The sequence below is a fragment of the Bartonella sp. CL435QHHD genome, assembly GCF_042195095.1.
Classification (GTDB): domain Bacteria; phylum Pseudomonadota; class Alphaproteobacteria; order Rhizobiales; family Rhizobiaceae; genus Bartonella.
Genome location: NZ_JBHINS010000052.1, coordinates 50,930 through 74,766 on the forward strand (window position 1 = coordinate 50,930; position 23,837 = coordinate 74,766).

Sequence of the window (23,837 nt, forward strand, 5' to 3'; positions counted from 1 at the left end):
TATTTTTATCTTTACATTGCCTCTTAAACAAGCTCGCCTGTTCATATAAGAAGTTATATGTATAATACATATAACTTCTACAAAAGGAGGATTCATTATGTTCCGTAAAAATCTTTGGTAATACACTAGGGTGATTGGGTCACCAGTCGCCCGTCAATAATATAGTGCGAGTTAAGAAATTGGGGGAGGTAAGTTATGCAACTCGTGGATCATCCTTTTGTGAAGTTCGACCAACTCAAGACGATTTACAACTTCACATATCCGTTATTTCGCACTATTTCAAATGAATTTTACGATTACCTAGACTTTAATAAACTAGCGCACAGTAAGAAAATTCCATAAGCGCGTACCATTTCTCTTTATTTGCATATTCCCTTTTGCGAAACCATCTGTTCCTTCTGTCCCTTTCAGAAAGGAGCCTACAAGCACGTTAAGCAAATCGAATCTTATATGTCAGCGCTTACCACAGAGATCAGAAACAAAGGAAATTTCATTCGCTCGCTTAGAGGGCACATCCGCAGCATCTATATAGGGGGCGGCACACCGTCGCTTTTGTCCGCAGATAATATCCGACACATCGGAAAAGTATTGCATGCCGAATTTGAGCTCTCTTCCTTAGCCGAATTTACACTGGAAAGCGAACCGAAGAGCGTCACACGTGATAAACTTTATGCTGCCCGTGAGATCGGCGTTAACCGGATCAGCTTCGGTATACAGAGTTTCATTGAGCGTTTCCGATCATTGTTTAACCTCACCTCAACACGTGAACAAATCAACAATACCGTGGCTTGGTCACAAGAGATAATTGGACATGTCGGTTTCGACCTACTATATGGCAGCACAGCCAGCAAGCCGAAGAACTATTATACGATTTGAAGCAAGCCAGCGAGCTTCACCCTGAAACCATCAACCTCTATGCAATCAACAATCTGGCTATCACGTCGCAACTGCATAAGTCTTACGCACAAAAAGGGCTAAAGCCATCCAGCCTACAGCATCGACAGATGCTTCGCTTATTTAGCGACATCGTTATGCGCAGCTGCGGCTATGCGCCGTGTAATGGGCATTCCTATATCAAAATTGCCAACAACACTCCTCTAACGCTCGCTAAAACGAGTTCAGCTAATTATTTCCGCTATCACAAATATTTGCATGGTTATCATGACGATTATGTGGTTGGCTTCGGGGCGTCAGCAATGTCGATTCTCGGCTCACTCGTCACACGAGCCAATCCCAGTCGAAGCGGATACATTACCGACATACAACTTAAAGGCAAATCCAAAGTATACTACAATTGGGTATCAGCGGAGCAACAAGCCTCCAAGGCTTTGTGTATGAGGCTACCTTATAACGGTTATGCCAAAAAAGAAAGAATTGACTGGACCGCACCCCCCTCTTTCGTATACAATAACCTACAACAGCTCATAGGTGCAGGTCTCATCGTAGAAAGTGATAACGATCTCCAGCTGACTCAGCGTGGTTGGCAATGGTATTCCAACCTTATGTATTTTCTTCTACCTCAGGCAGATAGGAATATCTTGGACGGCTATGTCGCAAACATGCTGAATACAACCGCCGTACTTGATGGAACAGCGGAAACCTGTATGGCATCTTAAGGAGAAAAGAATGTTCACGCTTTTTGCCAACAGGAACATACGCTATTTTTGCCTAACCGTTAGTCTGCTCGCCTTACTCAGCGGTGCTTTGCGCACTGCCATCCCGCTATTAGCAAGACAATCTGGATATGGCGTAGTCGGAGTAAGTTGGGCGCAAGGTCTCTTCTCATTAGCGTGGCCAATTTTCGGCATCCTTGCAGGCGCTTTACTTGATCGCTGCGACAAAATAAAACTTGCCACCACAGCTCTCCTCATCTTCATGCTACTGCATATTGTCCTGTTCATACTGCTCATGATACAGATTGCTCCAGCCGAACAAATTTTCTTCTATGCAACCATTGCTGGATTCATCGTCGTTTCTGCCGAAGCTTATATAATGACGATTCCACCACTTATCATGGAGGGAGAGCGATTGATGACCTTCTACTCAATTGTCTTGTTTTTAGATTTCGGGGTCTCCTATTTTCTTGCCCCTGTCATAACAAGCAGCATTTTAGGGCATGGCACACTGCTATTTCTTGGCTTGTTAATCGTGCTTTTTATCACATTGATTTTTACCGCTCGCCGTGCTGTTCCGACATCGCCAACACTTGATAAAGAAAACATCACTTTCCGTTATATTATTGCCGGCTTTCGTTTCATTTTTTCAAATCGGCATCTTACCTCCCTTACATTACTCACATTCTTTCTATCGGTGGTATTTGGAGCATTCCTAACCTCGTTCATCTTCTTCGTTACCGACAGTCGGTATCTGGGCCTACATAGCAGCCAATATGGCGTGATGTTTGCGGCCTACGCGCTTGGAACAATGGCAGGTGCCCTATTTGCGCCGCGTATACGTTATGCACCGGTGCGCCTAGCTGTTCTCACTGACGGTTTAGGAACGGTTGTCTTGCTGCTGATTCCAGCCTTTTCAAAAAGTGCTGTCGTCGTATGGGGCGTCACCTTTATCGCTGGCGTTGGAGCAAGTTTATGGTTTATTGGTGTTACCGCCTTCAGGCAGCGCCTCACACCAAAGCAACTTCTCGGGCGAGCTAATTCTGCTTTTCGGGTGATAGGCTATGCTGGAATGCCGGTCGGAAGCTTTTTGGTCGGCGTCCTTGGTTCTTTTATATCATTGCAGTTTGCTGCCGCCTTTATCGCTGGACTACTATTGGTGGCTATCGCGATAACGCTTCCATTTCTTTGGCAGGCTGATCATATAAACACACCCAATCCTGCCACGAGGTAACAGCTGCTTTTTAAAAAAGACACGGTCAAAAAAGGCACACATACCCTATTACGCAATCGATTGATCTGTTCTTTGGACGAGGAAATTATAACCATAATGGCTGATAGAGCCAGCGGCACTATAGAAGCAGCCAAACAAGCGCTAAAGACAAAACAGCCCCTTTACGTTGCATTGGGCGATGATCCAACGCCTATATGAAGGATGCAGAGAGCTTATAGCGCACAGAGCGCAATTCTTAACTAAAAACTCCGCCCTAGCAATGCCTACTTATACTCCAGTTAATCCGTCACCCGCTGGACATCAAATGCCTCACCCCTTTACCGCTCCTCAAAATACATTTTGTTGCACTTACGCGCCGTATTCTTCCTTTGTAATTAAAAGACCAGCCCTCCTTTCCTAATTTAGGATCTCTGCCTACACAACGAGCAACAGATGCGACCATATATGCAATCACGCCTTAGGGCCTGCATAGTAGGAAGCTTAGTTCGAGAGATTCATAAAGCCTATATCCCAATAAATTTTCCACCCAATCCACCTTTTAAAAGGGCGGATTTATATAAACCGTTAGAGCAAGCTATGAAATCCTTAGGTGTATTAGAAATAATTGGCTGTTTTTACCTCAGACCAATGTTGATTGACTTTTACTCGTGCATATACGCAAGCGGTGCTACTCTTTTCTCAGATAGAAAGGACATAATCGTTACCATCTGACCTATTATTGTTTGAAAATAAAGAACAAGTATCAGTGCGACTGATGATATTGAAGAGCTATCTCATTTGTGGCTGTACTTAATTACGGCATTGGGAAGCTAGACACGCAATCCCCCATTTCTGCGCGCCTTCTGCATGATATTCATAAGATTTTATTACGCGGTAAACGCGGTACGTCCAAAAGCCTTGGCTAATTTCGCAAAGCACAAAATTAGCTTGGCGGTACGCAATTAAAGACAGCGTCATTCGTGCCGCCCACTCCTACCACAGCCCCCCACTCTTTCTACCACCATCCCCCGCTTAGAATCGCGCCAACTCATCACCGGTGCCTCGTTAAACACCACACCAGTCTCAAGGGCGGTAAAATGCGCCTTGCCACATTTAATCTTCAGCATTTCTTTAAGGCGCAAATCAAACTCGCTATTCGTTCCTTTTGTTTCCAGTACAAAATAAAGCTTTTGCGCGCCATCTCACTCTAAAACACCCCCAAATCCGGCGTGTAAGAGCCTATGAGCGCCACGATTTTAAAGCTCCTTGGCAATTTAAAAAATAATTTTACTTCGGAGGCATTATCATTAATTTTGCGCAAATTCTTTCTCAATATTACTCTTATAAACCCCACATGATCATATACACTCTTCTCATTGACCACCGCCGGCCATATGATCGCCTTTTCCGACCTAATTTTACAGATATGGGATCAATCTCATTGTGATGCGCACATCCAGAGATTATTTTATCCTCTGCATTAGAACCAAAAACATGAACAATACGCAGAGGCTTCGGTAAGAAGGCCAACCGCTCAATCTCAACCTACACGAAAATACATGTGCAGGCGAATGCCCCCCATAATATGCAATATTTCAAGCCCGTCCATAGGGGTACCCCTTTTAAAAATTGTGCCTATGGCTTATAATAATCTCCAAAATATATATTTAGCCCTTGTCTGAAATAACTCAATTTTGGATTGATGAGAACGAAAACGCGCTGCGATAATCACGTTGCTCAGCCCTAATAACCGGCGAAGGGAGCCAATATTCCTGCACCACCAATGACTAAATAACGGTATTTCCTATCATTTTTGATCATATCCTCCACCCTTATTGTACATTTTATCAGCAAGATGTGCGCAGCAAGCCCGTACATTTACGCTGCTAAGTCTCCGTGTGCGGTTTTCATTCTCAAACGCAAAATCATCTTTAGCCGAAGCAACTTGATATTGCAGCGCCTGTCCATAAAGCGTATGCACAATTGGTACCAAATATACACAGGGCAGTGCGCATTTTGGGTTATATTGTCATGAGAGAGATGACCAAAAACTTTATCCCAAAAGCATTATACTCTAAATTATCAAGAGCATTCTTCAATTCCCCTGAATAAGACCCGTGATAAACAGGGCTTGCAAGAATAACATCGTTAGCGTCTGCGATTGTTTTGACAAATGCATGCGTTTTAGCATCACAATGGTAATGACTTATAAAAACAACAACTTTTTTAAATGCCTCCTCAACGGCGTATGAATATAAGCACGTTTTTTCTCGTCATTTTTTAAGGTATTAAACTCTTCCAATCTACCGAACTTACTCTTAAATTGTAGCCGAATGATTTTAATAAACCCATATTATTTTAAAAACTCAACAAATAATATTGAGGCTACAATCAAAGACACTTCTTTTCAATATTAAGCAAGTTTTGTAACCTATATTGTTATCTCCATAGAAGTAAAAACAGCCTCTATGGATGGTGAGTAGCTAAGCCTTCACAGCTAGTGCTTTACAAGCGCTTTTATAACACTCACTCTGCCCCAAACATAGGATTGCATTTTATTAAATAACCCACGCGCATATAATTAAAGAGAGAAACGATTAAGCTTGCACCAATCATGCCAAGCCAATAGCCAATAAAGTCATATTCAAAAAAATTTGCCATTAGCGCTCCCCCAAATAGGCCTAACCCCCAATAACTTATTGCTACAACAATTGTTGACCAAAACGTATCAAGCAAACCCACAAGTATGCCATTGAGCATAGCTCCTAAAGTGCCAAAAGCAAAAGACAATAAGATGAACGGAAGCAACTTCCAAGAGAAAACAACAACGCTGTCTTCAGAAATATTAAAGATGGTTGTAAGGATAAATTCATAAGAGAGATAAACAACCACTGATAAAAATAAGACATAAGCTACAGCAAAAACTGTGACACTCATACGCAGCTGTTTTAGAGCCATATTATTCCTATCTGCTCTATACCACGCTGCTATTGTCGCGGCTGCGCTGGAAATCCCCAAAGCCACCACAGAAATAAGCATATCGAGTCGCATCCCTATCGTATGTGCGGCCAAAGATTCGATCCCATAAGCCGTAATCATGAATGCAATAACCGAAGGAAAGCCCTCCGCAATAAGAATACGTATACCAATAGGTAGCCCTACTCGCAGCAATTTTATTATTCGTGAAATCTCTAACTTTGGTCTCAAATAATTAAAGCGAAAAGAATGAAAAGCAGAATTGCGGGACAAAATTATTGCTGCTGCAATAACAATTAAAATACGGATCAAACTGCTCGCAATTCCTGCACCAAAGACACCTAATCCGCTTGCAGAACCTATACCAAAAATAAGCAGCCAAGAGATAAAAAAGTTCACGATGATAGCCGCAAGCATAACCCAAGTTAAGGGCTGTGGATTACCAATTGCTGACAGCAATCCTCGGCTATTCACATAAAGATAAAAAAACACCACTCCTATAGCAGCGCCACTATTATATTCCTGTGCTATATTGGCAATTGTCTCATCTTGGCCGAGAAGACACAAAATATTCCTCGTATTGAGTAAAATGATTGCACTCATCATTCCAATCACAAGGGAAAGCCATATTCCTTGATCAAACCATGCCTTTAATGCATATCTATCTTGTCTGCGAAAACTTTCCGCAAGTTTTGGTGCAACCGCGGTAATAATACCTAGCCCAAACAACATAACAAAACTAAATATACTCAGAGCTAACATTGTACCACTCAAGGCTTGCACGCCTAAATGCGCTACAAGCGCTGCATCTGTGAAGGAAATCATCATCTGAGAGATAAACCCTATAGCCAGTGGCATGCCAAGAGAGAGCAATTGCTTCATCACAACAAACATTGTGAAATATCTTTCCATATTGAAGGGCATATTAAGCTCGGATCTTTTAAACAAAACACATTGATTTTTTCCGTAAAGTCTTTCCATCGCAAGTCTTGTGTAAAGGATGCATAATGAGAACGCATTAAGGTAAGAGGAGATGCCCAGTTCTTAAAAAAGAAGCGCAATGCACCTTTATTGGTTTTTTGGACTTTATGCCATGCGTTTTTTTGTACAATACTATGCCCCCAAGCAACTACAGTCATTGATAAAAGATCCTCAGCGAGCCGTTTGTTCGTCTTGTATATCCATTTTTAGTATTTTTAATCAAACTTTTTGGTACTGCAAGTAATACACCTGTGCTAACCTTTGCTTACTCGCTGCTTACATACGTAAAAAAACAAAGCCGACCAAGTTGTCAAAAAACACAGGCATTAGCATTTTTACAATCCATTGTGCCTATACACCAATTAAAAAAGAGCATTTATGATACATAAGGCACCTCGATGCCCCACCGCTTTACGATCTAAAATTATGAAACTTTATTTCAACAACCAACGCACAATATTTTACGGACGCAAAAGCACCATCTAGCACTCACTAGGAGAGCATTCTATAACTATACGCACCATGTCCACATCACAAAACTATAGAGACTTCATATGAATGATTGCCCTCTCCAAAAATAATAATTTTGTCCACCTCCGAATCCAATCTGAAGTATTCATTTAACAACACATCAATATCATATCCTCTTGATATGCTCGTTCGCGATATTTCTGGCTAATAGCCGCACAATCATTTGATGTATTCAAATCGGTAAGCATCTCTACTAAAAACGATGGACAGCTATTAATTTCGACTCAATCCATATAAGATGACCCACACACTATTCTTTCCTGTGTCTTTATGTAAGTCACAGGCAAGGCCCTATTCAACTGTATCTTCACTCTCAGACCTCTTCGTTTTTTATTAACTTTTTATCAGTATAAAGCCAGGCCAAATTAAGCGGGATAATTGAACATATACACACCAAGGCAAAACAAAAAGCTGCTTCTATACAAACATTATTTGCCAACCAACCAATCAGCACAAGCGCTAAAATACCCAAAATACGCGCAAGAAAACTAACAATGGATAAAACCGTATTTGCATTCTTTTGTTGAATATGTTTAAAAAACTCTGCTTCAAACTGCGTCATAGGAACAGAAAAAAAACTATGAAATACGGTGAATAAAATAATAGGAGCCCAACTGTTTGCAACGAGGAGCAGAGCAAGCATAATAACAGCACTCAGGACGAGTGAGCACAAAGTTATCGCCATAGGAGCGTATTTTTGCATAAGATATTTAATTACAAAGCGATTAAATAAGTATTTTACGAGAGTATAAGACACAAAGCACAGGCCAAGAATAAGAATTTTAGTCTTTCCTGTTGCATTGTCTAATACTCCTGTCTGTCCCAAAATAAAAGGTTGCCAAAAATGAAATATTGGCTGCAATGCAGCAACAATAAAACCACATATCAATATATAATATAACCCGATTTTTGAGGTAACTAAATAAGTAAAAGCTTCTGTTGCATGCAACAAAGAACCCGATTTTATTGGCTGACTACCCGAAACGGATGCAATAGCTATCCCCGTCACCCGACTAAACAAGAATACAAGCACGAGAAACCCGAAAGAACAAAAATAATATGCCGACTGATAATTATCCATACACAAAACAATAAGAACACCTAGCGCACCAGCAACCATATTCATGAATGCCGTTAGTTCCCGTTTATAGGCATTTACTTGGTGGTAGATCAAACTACCCTTGTATCCACCGCCGTCGATTAAGCCTTTAATCCATGTGCTATCAGCGCCAGAGCATAAAGCAAAGCCTAAAGCATAAATAATTTCTGCCGGAATTAAGACAGAAAGATTAGGCGCGTAAATACATAAAAAGAAGAAGAGCGAAAAAAAGAAACATGATAAGATAACATTTTTTTTAACGCCAATTTTATCTCCTAAAATTCCACAAGGCACTTCAAAAATACAAATAGCCGCGCTAAATACAATTTGTAATAAGGCTAACTGTGCTATACTAACGCCCATAGACAAGAAAAAAAAAGCATGGAAGGAACCTGTAATCAGCCGAACCCCGCTCATTGCCCCACAGCCATAGAGCAACTTTTTAACTTCATAATCTATCGTCATTAATATATCCAAAAGCTATAAAGCTGGCAGCTTTTTTGCCGCCAGCTTTGTATATTTTAAAACTTCAATTCATAGAAGCGCCTCAAGCAGCCATTTTCTGCTCACTTGCTCGGGCTTTGAGCGCAGCAACATCAACCCGTTTAATTTTTTTTCAGGGGTTTATACATATCTTTAGTTTTCATAACTTTACCTCCTGTATTAAATGAAAACAATTAAATTCAACATGAAGTGTACATTATAACTACCTTTTATCAATTTATTATTTTGATATAAAAAGCTTTTCTCCCCTCCCCCTTAAGTATTTCATGCTCCAATCATTCTGTAACAACCACCGCAGCACTTGGAAACTCATGCGCCCCTTCGGGCAAAGTACGCTTATATTCACGCCAATTTATCACCGGCTGGTCGTTAAACGCAACGCTCGTTTGCAGTGCAGCAAAATGCGCTTTGCCGCATTTAATCTTCAGTATTTCTTTAAGTCGCAAATCAAACTCGCTATTTGCCCCTTTTGTCTCCAGCACAAAGTAAAGCTTTTGTTCGCCATCTCGCTCTAAAAAAACTGCCCAATCAGGCGTATAAGAACCAATGGGAGTGGCTATTTTAAAACTTCTTGGTAGTTTAAAAAACAATCTGACTTCAGGATCATTTTCAAGACTTTGTGCAAACTCTTTCTCCACACTGCTTTCATAAACCACATGATCATACACACTCTTCTCACTCACAACAGCTGTACGCTCTAAATTTGCCACAAGCTCTTCACTGGTAAAAAGCTCTTGCACACTATATTCTTGCCCGACCAGCTTTAAATATTTAATGCCATCAATTGTAAGATTAACATGGGTTTTATTGAGTATTTCTTCTATGCGCTCTAAAAAAGCTTGTGGATTTTTTACAAACTCATGCTCACGGCCACTCTTGGTCAAAATACCAATAATTGTCTTTGTGGTTAATTTCAGCTTTAAGGTCAAATAATGTACAATGTTCGGCAGTGCACAAAAACTATAATCAAGCGCACTCTGCTTTAATAACTGCTCTTCATAGGTCACACCAGCACTATCCAGTTCTATCTCTGCTGTCTGATAAACCAAATGCGCGGGCGCAACTGGCGCCATTTTTTCCACTGCATCCACTGCTTTGGCAACAAACTCTGTGCGATCAAGCTTTGCACGATAAGTGGTCTTTTTATTGATCTTTTCCCACAAGGCCAAAAACTCTGGTGAAGCCACTGTTTGCTTTTTAAGCTTAACCCGCACCTCGCGCGTAGCATTACGAATAATCGGCATGGCTTGGCTCGCTTCTAGCGCCTGCAGCACAGCCTGCTTCTGCCCTTTACTAAAACGTTCACTTAAATCTAACGTCCCAGTCGCCCATTGCGCTTTTAATGTATCTGTGATTTTTCCTGCTGATGTAAGCAAGGCTTTTTCACGCAACTCAACCAATATATCAGCAGCCTCTTGCGAAGACAGAATTTTTGTTTCTGTCACAGTTGTCATATAAATCAGATCTTGCAGCGTCTCAACATTAATAAGCGCGCCCGCATCAGTTTTTTTCACAATTTCTTGACGCAATTCGCGTGGCATTTCCTCCGCCCCTATAGCATCAAATTCGCTCGCTACTAAATCTTGATCTACTTTAACGACACCTGCCTCATCAATAAAATCTTTTGCAACAAGTATTTTAACAATTTTTTGTGCTTGCGATACTTCCACTTTAGCGGCCACATATTTTACATCTTCATAAATACGGCCAACCAAATGCTCCATCTGCAATGTACCAAGTTTATAACCAATATCCGCCTCTAATTCTTTTTGCAATGTACTCACAAACTCAGCAAAGCTTTCATTCACCATGACATGCAGCACATTTATATCTTTATCTTCTACCTGTTCACCGTGTTGGTTTACGCACAAGCGCAAACCGCGGCCAATCTTTTGCCGTACGGTAAAATTCGATTTTTGCTCAATCAACATACACACTTGAAACACATTCGGATTATCCCAGCCTTCTCTCAAGGCCGAATGCGAAAAGATAAAACGCAAGGGGCATGCAAAAGATAATAACCACTCCTTATCACGCATAATCGTGTTATAAGTGTCATCATCAGCTTGGCTGTCACCCTTTGTATCCTTATAGACGCCTTTTTTGTCTTGCGAGAAATAACCGCCGTGCACGTTTCGAACATTTTGTGCAAACTTAGTTCGCAAGGAGGCATATTTCTTTTTCGCCAACAGCTCTTCATAACATTCTTCAAACATACGCTCATAAAGTGCTGGCTCTTCATCAGAGCTACGATATTTAGCCACCTCATCAATAAAAAAAAGTGATAAAACTTTAATCCCTAAAGGCGCAAGCCGCAATTCTTTATCTAAATGTGTTTCTATAGTGCGATAAATTTGCGCGCGTTTAAGCTCTATTGTATTCACATCACCAAGGGCGTGGCCAAATTTGACAATTTCAGTATCAGAAAACTCAACAGCTTCATCCCCCGCCATGCAATTGATACCCGAAACAATATAACCCCTATAAAGCTCACGCCCGCCCGTAACGCGATACAGATCATCGCCTTGTCTCACTGTAACTGTTTTGCGGCTCACAGTGCCATTCTTTCCCGCAATATCCAACTCTAAGCGCGCCTTAAAGCCATGTTTGTGAGATACGGATTTCAAGGCAATATAGGGACGGTTAAAATTTTGCTCTATCTGATTAGAAGAAACACAAATTTGCTTTACCAGTCCTTTTTTATAAGCATCAACAGGTGTTAAACGATATAAAAGATTAATCTCATCTTTATGCGTGGCACTATAGCGGAAAACACAAAGCGGATTAAGGCTCGCAATAGCCTCCTTCGCTTTTGCTGTATTATCCACCGATTGCGGTTCATCTATGATCACAATCGGATTTGTATCTTGGATATAGCGCATAGCACTTTCGCCATTCAGTCTATCTTGCGGAAGGTTGATAATATTTTCTGCTTTTTTAAATGCATCAATATTGATAATCATAATTTCAATATTGGTAGAGCTTGCAAATTGGCGAATTTGCGAAAGATCTTTTGAATTATAAATAAAATAACGATAGGGCAGATTATCAAACTCTGCTTGAAAATGCTCCCTTGTTACCTGAAGTGATTTATACACCCCTTCGCGAATAGCAACACTTGGTACGACAATAATAAATTTGGTAAAGCCATAGCGTTGATTTAACTCAAAAATCGTCTTGCTATAAACATAAGTTTTGCCTGTTCCCGTTTCCATCTCAATAGAAAACTGCTTTTGCTCTAGCGTCTTACTCGCCAAGAGTTTATTGTTCTGTTGCACCTCTTGTAAATTTGCTAATATGCTTTCATCACTGATCAATAATTGATTACCATAACCAAATTCATTTAACGCTAATTGTCCTTGTTCTGAATGCAAGAAAATAGAAGAATTCCGTCGTGGTTGGCCTTTAAATAAATCAATGACGCTTTTAACCGCATCATTTTGAAATTCTTGTTGTTTAAATTTAAGTTTCATATCGCCGCCCCAATCGTCTCTCTATAGTTTAAATTTTATCAAAACTTACTTCATTGTCTTTAAAGATAAAGTCGCAATTAATAAGCGCCTCATCACTTTTAAAGGCCGCATCAAGCGCTACGATTTTTACGGGCAAATACTTTATCATCTCTTCTGCATCTTCGGGTTCAAAGGGCGGGTCTATGGCTATAATTACCAAGACATCGCCTTCGCTCTCGCCTATATAATAGAATTTTTTGCCATTGATTGGTAAAGGGTAAATTTTTAAATCCAGTGGCCAACCATATTTAAGTATGATTTCGAAGATAATATCTTGATGAGAGCGCTCGGGATTCACCCCCTGCAAAATATGATCCAAGCGCATTTGCAATTGTTCTTTAACATCAAGTGCATTCGGATCAATCGGGCTATCGTCCCATATGGAAAAGTTGGAACTATCGAGCTCTAGAACGCGAAATCCGGTGTCTAGAGGCTGCTCACTTGTGAGTTCTGCTTCATGCTTTTGCTTGATTTGTGCACCAGCGCGGCGAATACGTTCAATACCTATATCGCAGATAGTTTTATAACCAGTTTTATAGGCTTCGCTCTTTTCATCACATAATTCAGGCAATTGCACCATGATGAATTTGCGATTACCACCATCTTCGGCATTCAAAGCCATCACTGCATGCGCTGTTGTACTAGAGCCAGCGAAAAAATCGAGAATGATGTCGTTGTTTTGAGAATCAGTTGCAAGAAGCAACATTTTTTTTAACAAATCTACTGGCTTCGGGCTATCAAAATAAGCCCCCCCTAATAAAGCTTTTAAAGCTTTTGTTGCCTCTGCTGTATAAAATTTTTCATCCCACCAAGATGTAGCTACTCTCCGCGATTGCAATGCTTTTTCTTTATAATATTTTTGTTGGAGACCATTTGCTGTTTTTACAATCAACCCTTGATTGTATTTTTCTTGCATTGTTTCTTGGGAATAGCGCCAATAACCCGTTACCCCCTCAAACGTATAATACGGATTCCCCTTAGCTGCCCCACCAGGTCCATCTACGGGAATCAGCTTATATTCGCCAGTAGCGTCTTTCTGGTTGAAGCCTTCCGTTATAGGAGGTAGACCAAACTTATGTCGTTGAGAAAAAAGCGTAGCTATGTTTTTTGCGTATACTAAAATAAAATTGTGACTAGACGATATTATTTTATCATTAGATATAGACGCTCGGGACTTATGGCAAATTTGAATAACAAAATTCTCTTCGCCAAAAACCTCGTCGCACACTTTGCGCAAATTGTGCACCTCGTGATCATCTATTGAGATAAATATCACCCCATCGTCACGCAATAAGGTCTGTGCCAAACGCAAGCGCGGATAAATCATATTGAGCCAAGCCGTGTGAAACCGGCCCATTGTCTCAGGGTTCGATTTTGTCGTTTGGCTCGTCACTTCCTTATATCGCGCCAATGGGTCTTTAAAATCATCATCATAGATAAAATCATTACCCGTATTATAGGGCGGGTCTATATAGATCATCTTCACTTGGCCAAAATAAGCCCGCTGGATAAGTTTTAACACTTCAAGATTATCGCCCTTAATATAAAGATTATGTGTATTATCAAAGTTTACGCTCTCCTCGCGCTTCGGGCGCAATGTCGCAAATGAAGGCTTTTGAGCAAGCTTTAAACTTGCTCCTTTGCCCTTCCATTCAAATTTGAACTTCTCAAAATCATTATCAATATATTCGCCGCATAGATTAAGAAGCTGATCTATATCCAGCTTTCCCTCAGCAAAACATTGCGGAAAGGCTGCTTTTAACTTTTCTATGTCTGGATTAATAGGGCTTTGACTCATGCCCTCTATTTTATCTTCACCCGCTATTATACTCATCTTTGCGCTTCTCCGTTACGCTTAGTATAAAATATGTCTATGAATATTTCTTTTGTACGTCGCAATTCCTTTTATCCTATTTATTTCTATATCCTCTGCAAATTTACTTTCATGAAAAATGTCGTATAAGCTGTTCTCTTTATTTTTTAAAGTTTCTTGTGCTTGTTTTATTTCTTTTTGCTTACGCAAGTCAGCTAAATAAATTCGCATTACCACATTTTGATCATTTTGCTTTTCTTTGATTTACTTTGCAAAAGCAATAATTTCGCGCTCTAAATTAGCCGCTGTTTGGCATAATAAAGACAGCGATTTTATATTTTTTCTTGTGTGCTATTATGGCACTTACAAATATTATCAATAAGCTTATCAATTGGCACAAGCACATCCAAGTACTATCACTGCCAACGAAAACATAAATTTCTTCATCATTTATTTCGACGCAATAAAAACCATTTCACAAGGGATTATGTCAGCATCCACTTCTAGTTTTCCCTTGTCCGCACAAGCAAGATTTGCTAAAATACCTTTTACGGAAGGTAAAATAAAAACACCCTCAAACGCCCACCAGTAGGCTGAAAATCCTTCCCATGCCATAAAACGCTTTGCCTTTATAGGTTTTATACTGTGTGTCAGATTCATAATAAAATATAGCTCTTATCATTTTGTCCCTGAGTGATTTGTATTGCCTTATCAATCATATAATTAGGCTCATGTATAAACCATGCTTTTACAATCTGCCATAGGAATGTATTAATCTCTTGCACTCGCTCCTTAAATATATTGCGGCATGATTTTTACATTATCAGCAACGTTGGTATTAATTGCCAACCTTCATGACGGTAAGCTTTAACAAAGCTTTCGTCTGCTTCTTTTTGTCGTCCCGTTAGTTAAACTCTTGCTTTAAACCTTCTTCGGTTTTACGTCTATATATAGCGCCGCGTATTGGTTTTATCGCTTGTTTAAGCACCTTTCTTGTCCCCTGTCATCCTCTCATCCCCGCCTTACAAGGCCAAAAAACAAATGGCTATTCCAATTGATGCCGGTAATATGCTTGGCAATAACTTTCAAGCTTTTGTAAATCTTGCCCTCATTGATAGCCTTTTGGCACCACAAGCACATGATGGGTTTGTCCTAAATAATCGTCACTGAAATAAGTGTGCCATAAGGCTTTGGGCTCCTACATTGACGTATACTTTACTGTGGCTATTTCTTGCTCTAATTGTTTACAACTCATTGTCTAATCCTCTCAAACACATGAATGTTCTATTTCCTCGATTAGTCCAGAAAATAGTGTGTGTTCACAAAGTCAGACAAAAGTGCAATTTATTCTTTTGCATTGGATAGCTCAACTCCCTCCACGCTTAGAACCAATAAACCTAAGCTTATTGCTGCTATAAGTTTACCGCGCACCCAAAACGAGAAATTTATATCCTATTGAAAAAATAAATTTAGAAGATCCCTTCTTAAACAAAGTCTCGACTAAATAAGATGGTTTGGGCATTTTTAGCAAAAGAGATAAAAATTCACTATCTCAAGGATCTTAACTACGTTATCGATCATACGCAAAAAAGGTGAGAAGTGCAGATTTCTAAAAGAAATGATAATAGTCTTATAAAGAGAAATGGTACTGCAAGCGATACATCGGTTCGAACGTTCTCTTTAAAAACACACCGTAATTACAAGCGGCTTCAAAAAACAGCCTTACTAATATAATATTAGCTAGAGGGTTACATGTATATCGCAATAATAATGCACTCATTCCCGCAAGAGTGCTCCACATATTATGGCGTAGACTGTACAAACTCTGCCGCTCTTGCATACTCAGGCGTAAGGCCACTTAGTCGTATAGCAGCCGCAGTTTCAACGTAAAATAGCGGACGCTTCTGTATCATAATACTTGACAGAAGCATCAACAGCTAAGGATATAGGAACTAATTTGGATTCTTTCGAAATGCTATATATAAATTTAATGTGCCGCCCCAAAACACACCATCAGTGAACCCACTTAAAAGACCAAAAAGAAGATTAAAATCAAATGCATATTTCAAATCAGGTTCAATCTTGAGAAAAACAATCAATGTGAATTTGATGACAAAAGCGATAAGAATAAATATCAGCGTCAACGGCGTACCATGCCGAATAATTAAATCCGTTCCCTCTTTGATTTTTAAACGCGCAGTAGCACGCCAGAGCAACCAGCCAACGCCAAAGCCGATCATCAGCCCTGCCAACATTGCGATTGCTCCCCAGCGTGGGAAGGCCAGCTGGTTAATCACATCGCTTGCGCCCAAAAAAAGAAAGACTAACGGCAAGAGAAAAAGGCGGTAAACCTTCGTTTCCCTATCTTTCAATGCGATTATTCCCCTCGCAATGAGAAAAATAAGCAAAATCCAAGCCCATAAAGGGGTTCCGGTCAGAATGTTAAACAATGACATATTATGCTCCATGATGTTTGATGCGATAAAAATATTGCATGATGTTAGGAAGATATTTAGAAAAAAGAATACCAGTACAAATTAAACCCATAGTGACCAACCAAATCTGCGGGGTCCATGTAAAAAAAGCCACTAGAAGGCCATTGGCAAAAAAGATGATTACCCAAATCCATGTAATATATTTATTGATGAGATAAAATAGGATATGTTTGCGTTTTTCTTCAGAAACACCAGCACTGGCATAAAAAATGGTAAAGGGTTTCTTTACCAGCAAGCTAATCAATGAAACCAGAGCAAGTGACAGATAGCAAAAAACTGTGGGGTAGTTCAGTAAAAGTGTAGACCATCCAGCGAAATAATTAACAAACAGGACAATAACTGTCAGAATGTTAGTAATCATCACGGGTTCTCCCTGCCGGACAATTTTAATATTCACAGCAATAATGAACAATGAAATCACAGTTAAGATGAGAGAGCGTTCGACCAGAGTTAAAAAGTTTCCATTGATAACCCAGGAGTAAATACTCCACGGAATAAAAGAGATTATTATGTTAAACATGGCGCATCCTCCTTTTTATATTTGATAGAAAACTTACCGCAAGTGCTTCGTTTTTTAGTTTCCGTATGAATATAAAAAACGCCACCCGGTTCATACTCTGTATCCTGTTTAATGGTCAACTGATAGGTATCTCCCGGATAAACTGCTTCAATGAACTTTACTTTTTTCAGCGCAACAGATGCGATATTTTTTGTCCTACCCTGCGTGGCTAAAGCCAGAACCATCTCAATCAATAGTGAACCAGGACATACGGCGCGGGAGGGGAAATGTTCCTCAAAAAGCGGGTGATGCGCATTAAAGGAAAAAGTACAAGAATCTCCGGTTACGGAGGAAATCTTACATAAATCGCCTAGTAATGGAAGAGCGGCTTTCTCAGAACACGAGCTAGGGAAGCAGACCTTACTGACAATGATGATTGCCTGCGCAATAACGGCCCTGCCATTGTCGCATGGGCTGGACTTACAGTGAATACGGTAGGCCTCATTAATGCGTTCAATATGTCCTTCAACGCATAACCGATCGCTATCAAAATGGGTGGTAGAGAAAAACTGTTCAACCATAACAGGGAGATAGCGATAAGTGAGATCCGAGTTTTTAGCCACCACGGTGGCGAATCGAACTGAAAACTGATGCAAGGCTTCGAGTAACAAGCCCTGTTTCAAATAGTTATGGGCTAAATTCCAGTGAGAAATATCGATTTGCCCGCAAGCACGCATCGGTGCGGTTAAGGTAATACTCTGACATATACCCAAGAAATTTGGCTCGGTGTGATGCTTTATAGCCATAATTGGGAGACCTTTTTATATTTTTCTCTTAAATCCTTTGATGATAAACTGAAGGAATGAGTGCTAAACCGCGCTTGATAGTGCGCGAGAAGTATCGGCATACGACAAACGAAAAAAGCCAACAATCCCAGCTCAGGAGCAGCCCGATGTTTGCTCATGATGCTTGCAATTAGAAAATCGACATTGGGTTGCTGTCCTGTATTGTCCGAAATAGATCGCGCAAGCGAACTGAAGGGGCGCATAGGCGCCTGAAAGCGTAAAAAAAAAGAAATCAACCCAGACATCCCGTTGCATAATCGGATGACCAAACCCTAGCCAGGGTTTGTCTTTGCAATAATGCGTTACCGCCACCTCAAGATTCTCGATTTCAATCTCATGGAGGACACTAGAAAGTCGCATGGCAGCATATTTGCAGGCTCCTATATGCGCGAGACCAGTAGCACAAAATCCACCGATTAGTGCAGAAATGACGTCTCTCTTGGTACGGTTGGTGGGATTTGAACCTACGACCTCTGGTGCCACAAACCAGCGCTCTAACCAACTGAGCTACAACCGCATAAAAAGAAAATGTATCATAAATGTTCACGATTTCGTAAACATTTATTCTTACGCTTATGTGACATAAGGAAAATCAACAAAGTTTGCAAGCCCCTTTAAAAAAATCTCGCAATTTTTTGTGAAGAAAAAAGCGTTTTTTTACAAAGGAAATTTTGCCCAATGTTCAAGACTATGATCACGATAGCTTTTTATGTTATCAACTCCATCTTGTTGCATCATCTGCAAAATCTCTTGCAGAATAGTTATGACAAGATCTGGACCTTCATAAACCATCCCACTATATAATTGAATTAAATCTGCACCAGCTTTTACTTTTTCCAAAGCGGTTTGTGCGTCCTTTACACCGCCAACACCAATAATTGCAATCTCCTTCCCTAATTTTTGACGCATTTTTGCAAGCACAATAGTAGAACGCTCAAAAAGTGGACGTCCAGAAAGCCCACCCTGTTCATTACTGAAGTGACTATTGCTAAGCCCCTGGCGTGAAAGAGTTGTGTTAGAAACAATCAGTCCATTAAAATCAGAAAGTTTTATTTCTTCAGCAACATCATCTAATTCTTTCTCTGATAAATCGGGAGCAATTTTTAAAAAAATAGGAATGGAGAATCCATGCTTGTTCTCTTGCTCATTTCGCGCTTTCGAAACTGCACTCAACAAAAGATGCAAACTGTCACGGGCCTGTAAATCACGTAAACCTGGTGTATTAGGAGAAGAAATATTAACCGTAAAATAATCAGCAACATCATAAAAATGAACAATACCAACAGTATAATCATCAATCTTATCGAACGTATCCTTATTGGCTCCAATGTTGACTCCTATAACACCAGTTTTTTTACACGCACGCAATCTATTGTAAACAACTTGATGTCCGTCATTATTAAAGCCCATTCTATTAATAATCGCTTCATCTTCTTTTAAACGGAAAAGCCGTGGTTTAGGATTTCCAATCTGAGGCTTTGGTGTCACTGTCCCAATTTCAGTAAAACCAAATCCTAAACGAAAAATACCATCTACAACCTCTGCATTTTTATCAAACCCCGCTGCAAGACCAATAAAATTTTCAAACTCAAGACCAGCAACAGTTACACACAAACGTTTGTCGATAACCTTTTGACAACCATTTAATCCACTTTTCAGCCCGAGAATCGCTAAACCGTGTGCTTGCTCTGGATCCACCATAAATAAGGCAGAACGGCCAATACAACGAAAAAAACTCATTAATCCTTCTCCACAACATAAAAATGATCCATCGCACCTCACCTATATCTTTTAACACAAAAGATTTCCAATCAAAGAGAGCATATTATCCAAATAATATTCCCCTTCTAGAAGAAAAATCATCATATAATAGCCATACATGTTTATATTGATATATACTGTGTAAAGAACTTTTTATTCTTTAAAAATGTTTCTCTTTTTCGACATTTTTTAAAGATTAAAATATGAATCCTAATCTTATAAAATGCAGCATGAATTGAAACATCAATGGCTCTTTACCATAGTCATGGTTTTATGGCATCTTATGCAGGCAAGCTCATAATCCTCTTAAATATGCATGCAAATGCCCTCTATTCCCAAAGTTCCTCTGTGTAATATTGTTTCCAATAGAAACAGAGCTTGCTCAAGCTATTTTTTTCCTAGCATTTATAGAATACATGGTTCATAAAAACATCTAAATTCATACTATTGTTGCACCATTTATTAGCAACAGAATGTTCAATCAATTTGTACTCTATTGATAGAATTTTGAAGAATCTGCGTTGTTTCCTTTGCCATTTCTGATGCGTTAAATACAATTTTGCATCTATTAAGTACTCTGTCTAACATATATTTTAAGTAATGACAGTTGATTGTTGAACTCACACCTATCATACCAACGACTTCCAAACCAAAATGATCTTGCAAACCCTAGAGCTCTGCTATTTATAAACTGATACAATCTTCCAGCAGATGAAATGTGTTTCTTCCATCGGAATTATCTCCATTTTAGCTCATGCAACCCAGTACAAATAGCTTTTAGATAAGCCATAATGCCCTCCTAATTTCTATTATCGCTTACTAAATTAAGAGGAATTAAATTATAAGTTTTACTGTGGTATTGTGTAAAAATCTCTCTTTTTAATGTTAACATAAAAATCTTGAGGCAATTATATAAATTAAGCTACAGTTTTCTACTTTCTGTTGAAAAAGCAGATATAGTTTTTATTAAAAAAGCTTTTTTCTAGGAAAGGTTCTATGTAAATTCAAATAGAGCCCTAAAATCCAAATAGAACCCTAAAGCTCTTTATTAAACCTTATAAAGTCTTTGAAAATAATATTAATATTGTAATATAATCATAAAAACAAAATCTGCCCTTTCCTTTTTCATCAAAAGCGGTAAGTAAATTACCGTATATCACTTACATAAAGGGGAAAATGCAATGCTTAAAGAATTCAAAGAATTTGCCCTAAAAGGTAATATGATTGATCTTGCTATCGGTGTGATTATAGGGGGTGCTTTTGGTAGCTTGGTCAACTCAATTGTCAATGATATTTTTATGCCAATCATTGGATTGATTACAGGTGGAATTGATTTTTCTAATATGTTTATTCAACTTGCTGGCGAAAAACAAGCAACATTGAGTGCCGCCAAAGCAACTGGAGCAACCATTAGCTATGGACACTTTATTACTTTACTTATCAATTTTCTCATTATTGCTTGGGTGCTTTTTTTATTCGTTAAAGCTATGAACAAAATCCGTAGAAAAGAAGAAGAAAGCCCCCAAAAAACGTCTTCAGAAGAACAACTGTTAACAGAAATTAGAGATCTTTTGGCTAAGAAAAAATAATTTTATGCAAGATTTACATCATGGAACACGAGGAAAAAACATTTCCACAGTTGTTCCGTAATTGGGTTTGGAGAACAGTAAAAATTGTCCCCCTCTTTCTTCCACCATTGCTTTACACATTGGGAGCCCTAAACCTGTTCCCATAAAAGCGCTATCACCAGATCGGCCATCCTTGCGCTCTACTTGACCATAAGGTTGCAGTGCCTGTATAATCTCTTCTTCGTTCATCCCTATACCATTATCACTCACTGAAATTTTTACACGTTCTTTTCTATAAGAAACGTGAACAATAATCTGTCCACCCAAAGGTGTAAAACGAATAGCATTGGAAAGAAGATTCCATATAATCTGGCGAAACACTTGTTGTGATACAGGAATAAATGGAACATGAGGTGGAGCAACAATACGCATGATAATGCCGTTCTGATTGGCTTGTGTCTCAAGAAAAGCTATCGTCGCACGTAAACAAGATATCACATCAAATGTTTCAGAAATAAGGGAAGAATCAATCTGGTTATCGGAACCAGAATAATTTATCTTCGAGCACTCTAGTAATTGATTAATCAGCAATAATATATGTTTTCCAGAGGAAATAATATCGCGTAAATATCCATGATAGCGCTCATTTTCTATCGAACCAAAACGGCCTTCTCTCATAATTTCTGCAAAACCAATAAGAGCATTCAAAGGTGTTCGTATTTCATGAACAACTCCAACGATTTTATCCTCTTCTGCTTTTTTTTCTCCTGATGGAACTGTTTGTGTCCTATCACGCAACATAACAGCATAATTTCCTTGCTTTGCCAAAAATACAATCGTTATCAAAACGGTTATATTTTTATGATTTTTCGTCATTAAATCAGCTGTTTCTCTGCGATTTAAAACCTGATTTTTTCCCTCCATGCGGATTGATTTAAAATATTTTTCAACCAAAAGTCGGCTTTGAAAAGTAAATAATGAAGAGAGTGGCTGTCCTCGCAGTTCATTTATTTCATAACCCATTAATGCTAAGGCTGCCCTACTCGCTGATTGAATAAAGCCTTCTTCATCCAACCATAAAACACCATCTGTTGCTGTATCCAACAATGATAAAACTGCAGCGGGCTCTTTTACGAGAGCTTGTTCTATAGCATTTACCGGCAATGTTTGTGCATATGGTAACTGAATAGCTGTTTCTTCAACTAAATTTTCTTCTTTTACCGATGAATTCAATTCATCACGCAATTGCTCTGCAATTTCATGAAAAGCTGAGCGTTCTATCTCCGTAAGACATGGTATTTCTGTTGCTAGCTTTTCATTTCTTTTTTCTTGGACTTTTTTTTGTATTTTTAAAACACCAAAGCCACGAAACCCTTTAAGCTGCTTTGTAACATCAAAAATTGGCAAAGCCGACAATTCAACATCAAGCCATTGTAAGCAACCATCAACAGGCCATTGAACAATCTCTTTACTCCAAGGCATAGCCGCTTCAATAAAACGACTGAGAACCAGATATCGATCATCATTAAATTGATGAGCAAGTTCATGAAAACTACACCCTAAAATAGAGGAAGAGAGAGGACCAACAACTTCAGCTAGCTCTTTTGAGACTTCACAAAACAAACCATTGTGATCGATTTCCCACGTAAAAGGCCGTGGCAAAAGCTCTGGTGTAAAACGAAAAGCTTCTTGCTGAGATTTTAATTCATTTGTATTTAACTTTAACTCATCTGCTTTTAATGGCATAACTAAAACTAAAAAGTGTTGGATTTACTCTCAAATGAATAATGCTAATTTGTTTACAATTATCTGTTCTGGTTAAAATAACTTGATATCTCATATAAATTGTCTGTAGCAAAATTTTGACTGTTTCATCAACAAAACAAGAATAAAAAGAAGCTTCCAGCTCTTGTTGCTTATTCACCCATTATGTAATAAATCTTGTTACAATAATGGTAACATCTCCCTCGCATAAATAGTACTCAAAAAGAATACACTTATTTTACACATTCATGCGCCTTTTTTGAAAAGATATCTCCCAAGATCCCCAAGCTTATTTTACGACGTCATCTGTAAATGGTGTAATGTAAAAGTCCCTATAGAGGATATCAAGGCATTGTGCATTACCATTTTTATACTTATAAAAGAGCTGGTTAGCACCATCATTATACTAATTTCAGCCCCTAATGTTACCAATAGTTCTTGGCATTTGAAGGCATTCATACAAAGATCTTTCTTTCATTAGAATCGCTACAAAAGAACAAACAAAAAATATACCACCGCACTATTTTATTAAAAATTTTCTCTGTAAAAAAGAGAACACAAATTATCTGTCTTCATATAAAGATTTGTTTAATTTCTTTATATTCCAGATCATTTAGAAATGTTAAAATATCTCATAATCTCCTTTGATATCAGCTTGTTTAC

General features: G+C 39.0%; 20 protein-coding genes and 1 tRNA gene. 4 read left to right on the top strand and 17 right to left on the bottom strand.

Annotated elements, in window-relative coordinates; all coding sequences use genetic code 11:
* The first annotated feature begins 363 nt into the window (after window positions 1-363).
* The 3 genes from ACFILH_RS02475 to ACFILH_RS02485 are packed head-to-tail and all read left to right on the top strand — an operon-like array spanning window position 364 to window position 2,847.
* The gene (locus ACFILH_RS02475; RefSeq protein ID WP_375667302.1) at window positions 364-876 is read left to right on the top strand and encodes a radical SAM protein; all 513 of its coding nucleotides are present in this window, start codon (window positions 364-366) and stop codon (window positions 874-876) included.
* Entirely contained in the window at window positions 873-1,616 is a 744-nt protein-coding gene (locus ACFILH_RS02480; RefSeq protein WP_375667303.1) for a hypothetical protein, read from the top strand. Before ACFILH_RS02475 ends, ACFILH_RS02480 begins: the two co-directional genes overlap by 4 nt.
* A gap of 10 nt (window positions 1,617-1,626) precedes the next feature.
* Window positions 1,627-2,847 (top strand): MFS transporter, encoded by a 1,221-nt coding sequence (locus ACFILH_RS02485; protein WP_375643332.1) that lies wholly within the window; start codon window positions 1,627-1,629, stop codon window positions 2,845-2,847.
* A 953-nt stretch (window positions 2,848-3,800) separates the two neighbouring features.
* Here the strand turns inward: ACFILH_RS02485 and ACFILH_RS02490 are convergent.
* The 16 genes from ACFILH_RS02490 to ACFILH_RS02565 form a co-directional block, all read right to left on the bottom strand.
* On the bottom strand, window positions 3,801-3,968 hold the full coding sequence (locus tag ACFILH_RS02490; RefSeq protein WP_375637524.1) for a hypothetical protein: 168 nt from the start codon (window positions 3,966-3,968) through the stop codon (window positions 3,801-3,803).
* 65 nt (window positions 3,969-4,033) lie between these two features.
* The gene (locus ACFILH_RS02495) at window positions 4,034-4,210 is read right to left on the bottom strand and encodes a hypothetical protein (protein WP_375637525.1); all 177 of its coding nucleotides are present in this window, start codon (window positions 4,208-4,210) and stop codon (window positions 4,034-4,036) included.
* Window positions 4,211-4,633: 423 nt separating this feature from the next.
* A complete protein-coding gene (locus tag ACFILH_RS02500; RefSeq protein WP_273790372.1) occupies window positions 4,634-4,807 on the bottom strand; it encodes a hypothetical protein in 174 nt (57 codons plus the stop codon).
* 40 nt (window positions 4,808-4,847) lie between these two features.
* On the bottom strand, window positions 4,848-5,036 hold the full coding sequence (locus ACFILH_RS02505; protein WP_375667310.1) for an NADPH-dependent FMN reductase: 189 nt from the start codon (window positions 5,034-5,036) through the stop codon (window positions 4,848-4,850).
* 316 nt (window positions 5,037-5,352) lie between these two features.
* Window positions 5,353-6,696: an MATE family efflux transporter gene (locus tag ACFILH_RS02510; RefSeq protein ID WP_375667304.1), complete on the bottom strand. Its 1,344-nt coding sequence runs from the start codon at window positions 6,694-6,696 to the stop codon at window positions 5,353-5,355.
* Between the two features lie 931 nt (window positions 6,697-7,627).
* Window positions 7,628-8,878: an MFS transporter gene (locus ACFILH_RS02515; protein WP_375643328.1), complete on the bottom strand. Its 1,251-nt coding sequence runs from the start codon at window positions 8,876-8,878 to the stop codon at window positions 7,628-7,630.
* 314 nt (window positions 8,879-9,192) lie between these two features.
* Window positions 9,193-12,390 (bottom strand): DEAD/DEAH box helicase family protein, encoded by a 3,198-nt coding sequence (locus tag ACFILH_RS02520; protein ID WP_375630996.1) that lies wholly within the window; start codon window positions 12,388-12,390, stop codon window positions 9,193-9,195.
* Window positions 12,391-12,418: 28 nt separating this feature from the next.
* A complete protein-coding gene (locus tag ACFILH_RS02525; RefSeq protein ID WP_375667305.1) occupies window positions 12,419-14,263 on the bottom strand; it encodes a site-specific DNA-methyltransferase in 1,845 nt (614 codons plus the stop codon).
* Window positions 14,264-14,692: 429 nt separating this feature from the next.
* On the bottom strand, window positions 14,693-14,902 hold the full coding sequence (locus tag ACFILH_RS02530) for a hypothetical protein (RefSeq protein WP_375630994.1): 210 nt from the start codon (window positions 14,900-14,902) through the stop codon (window positions 14,693-14,695).
* Window positions 14,903-15,253: 351 nt separating this feature from the next.
* The gene (locus tag ACFILH_RS02535; RefSeq protein ID WP_375630993.1) at window positions 15,254-15,382 is read right to left on the bottom strand and encodes a DUF2924 domain-containing protein; all 129 of its coding nucleotides are present in this window, start codon (window positions 15,380-15,382) and stop codon (window positions 15,254-15,256) included.
* An 812-nt stretch (window positions 15,383-16,194) separates the two neighbouring features.
* A complete protein-coding gene (locus ACFILH_RS02540) occupies window positions 16,195-16,698 on the bottom strand; it encodes a hypothetical protein (RefSeq protein ID WP_375630992.1) in 504 nt (167 codons plus the stop codon).
* Window position 16,699: 1 nt separating this feature from the next.
* Complete coding sequence (locus tag ACFILH_RS02545) at window positions 16,700-17,257, bottom strand: hypothetical protein (protein ID WP_375637529.1); 558 nt, start codon at window positions 17,255-17,257, stop codon at window positions 16,700-16,702.
* Window positions 17,245-18,042 (bottom strand): beta-hydroxyacyl-ACP dehydratase, encoded by a 798-nt coding sequence (locus ACFILH_RS02550; protein WP_375643326.1) that lies wholly within the window; start codon window positions 18,040-18,042, stop codon window positions 17,245-17,247. The genes ACFILH_RS02545 and ACFILH_RS02550 overlap by 13 nt, the downstream gene beginning before the upstream one ends.
* The gene (locus tag ACFILH_RS02555; protein WP_375630989.1) at window positions 18,033-18,326 is read right to left on the bottom strand and encodes a hypothetical protein; all 294 of its coding nucleotides are present in this window, start codon (window positions 18,324-18,326) and stop codon (window positions 18,033-18,035) included. The genes ACFILH_RS02550 and ACFILH_RS02555 overlap by 10 nt, the downstream gene beginning before the upstream one ends.
* A 195-nt stretch (window positions 18,327-18,521) precedes the next feature.
* A tRNA-His gene (locus ACFILH_RS02560) sits at window positions 18,522-18,598 on the bottom strand.
* Window positions 18,599-18,738: 140 nt separating this feature from the next.
* Window positions 18,739-19,821, bottom strand: coding sequence for a quinone-dependent dihydroorotate dehydrogenase (locus ACFILH_RS02565; protein WP_375667307.1), 1,083 nt, complete (start codon window positions 19,819-19,821; stop codon window positions 18,739-18,741).
* A 1,202-nt stretch (window positions 19,822-21,023) separates the two neighbouring features.
* On the opposite strand from ACFILH_RS02565, the gene mscL reads away from it, so the two are divergent.
* Complete coding sequence (mscL, locus tag ACFILH_RS02570) at window positions 21,024-21,431, top strand: large conductance mechanosensitive channel protein MscL (protein ID WP_273790360.1); 408 nt, start codon at window positions 21,024-21,026, stop codon at window positions 21,429-21,431.
* 18 nt (window positions 21,432-21,449) lie between these two features.
* On the opposite strand, the gene ACFILH_RS02575 is transcribed toward mscL, so the two are convergent.
* Window positions 21,450-23,156, bottom strand: coding sequence for an ATP-binding protein (locus ACFILH_RS02575; protein ID WP_375630987.1), 1,707 nt, complete (start codon window positions 23,154-23,156; stop codon window positions 21,450-21,452).
* Window positions 23,157-23,837: the final 681 nt, after the last annotated feature.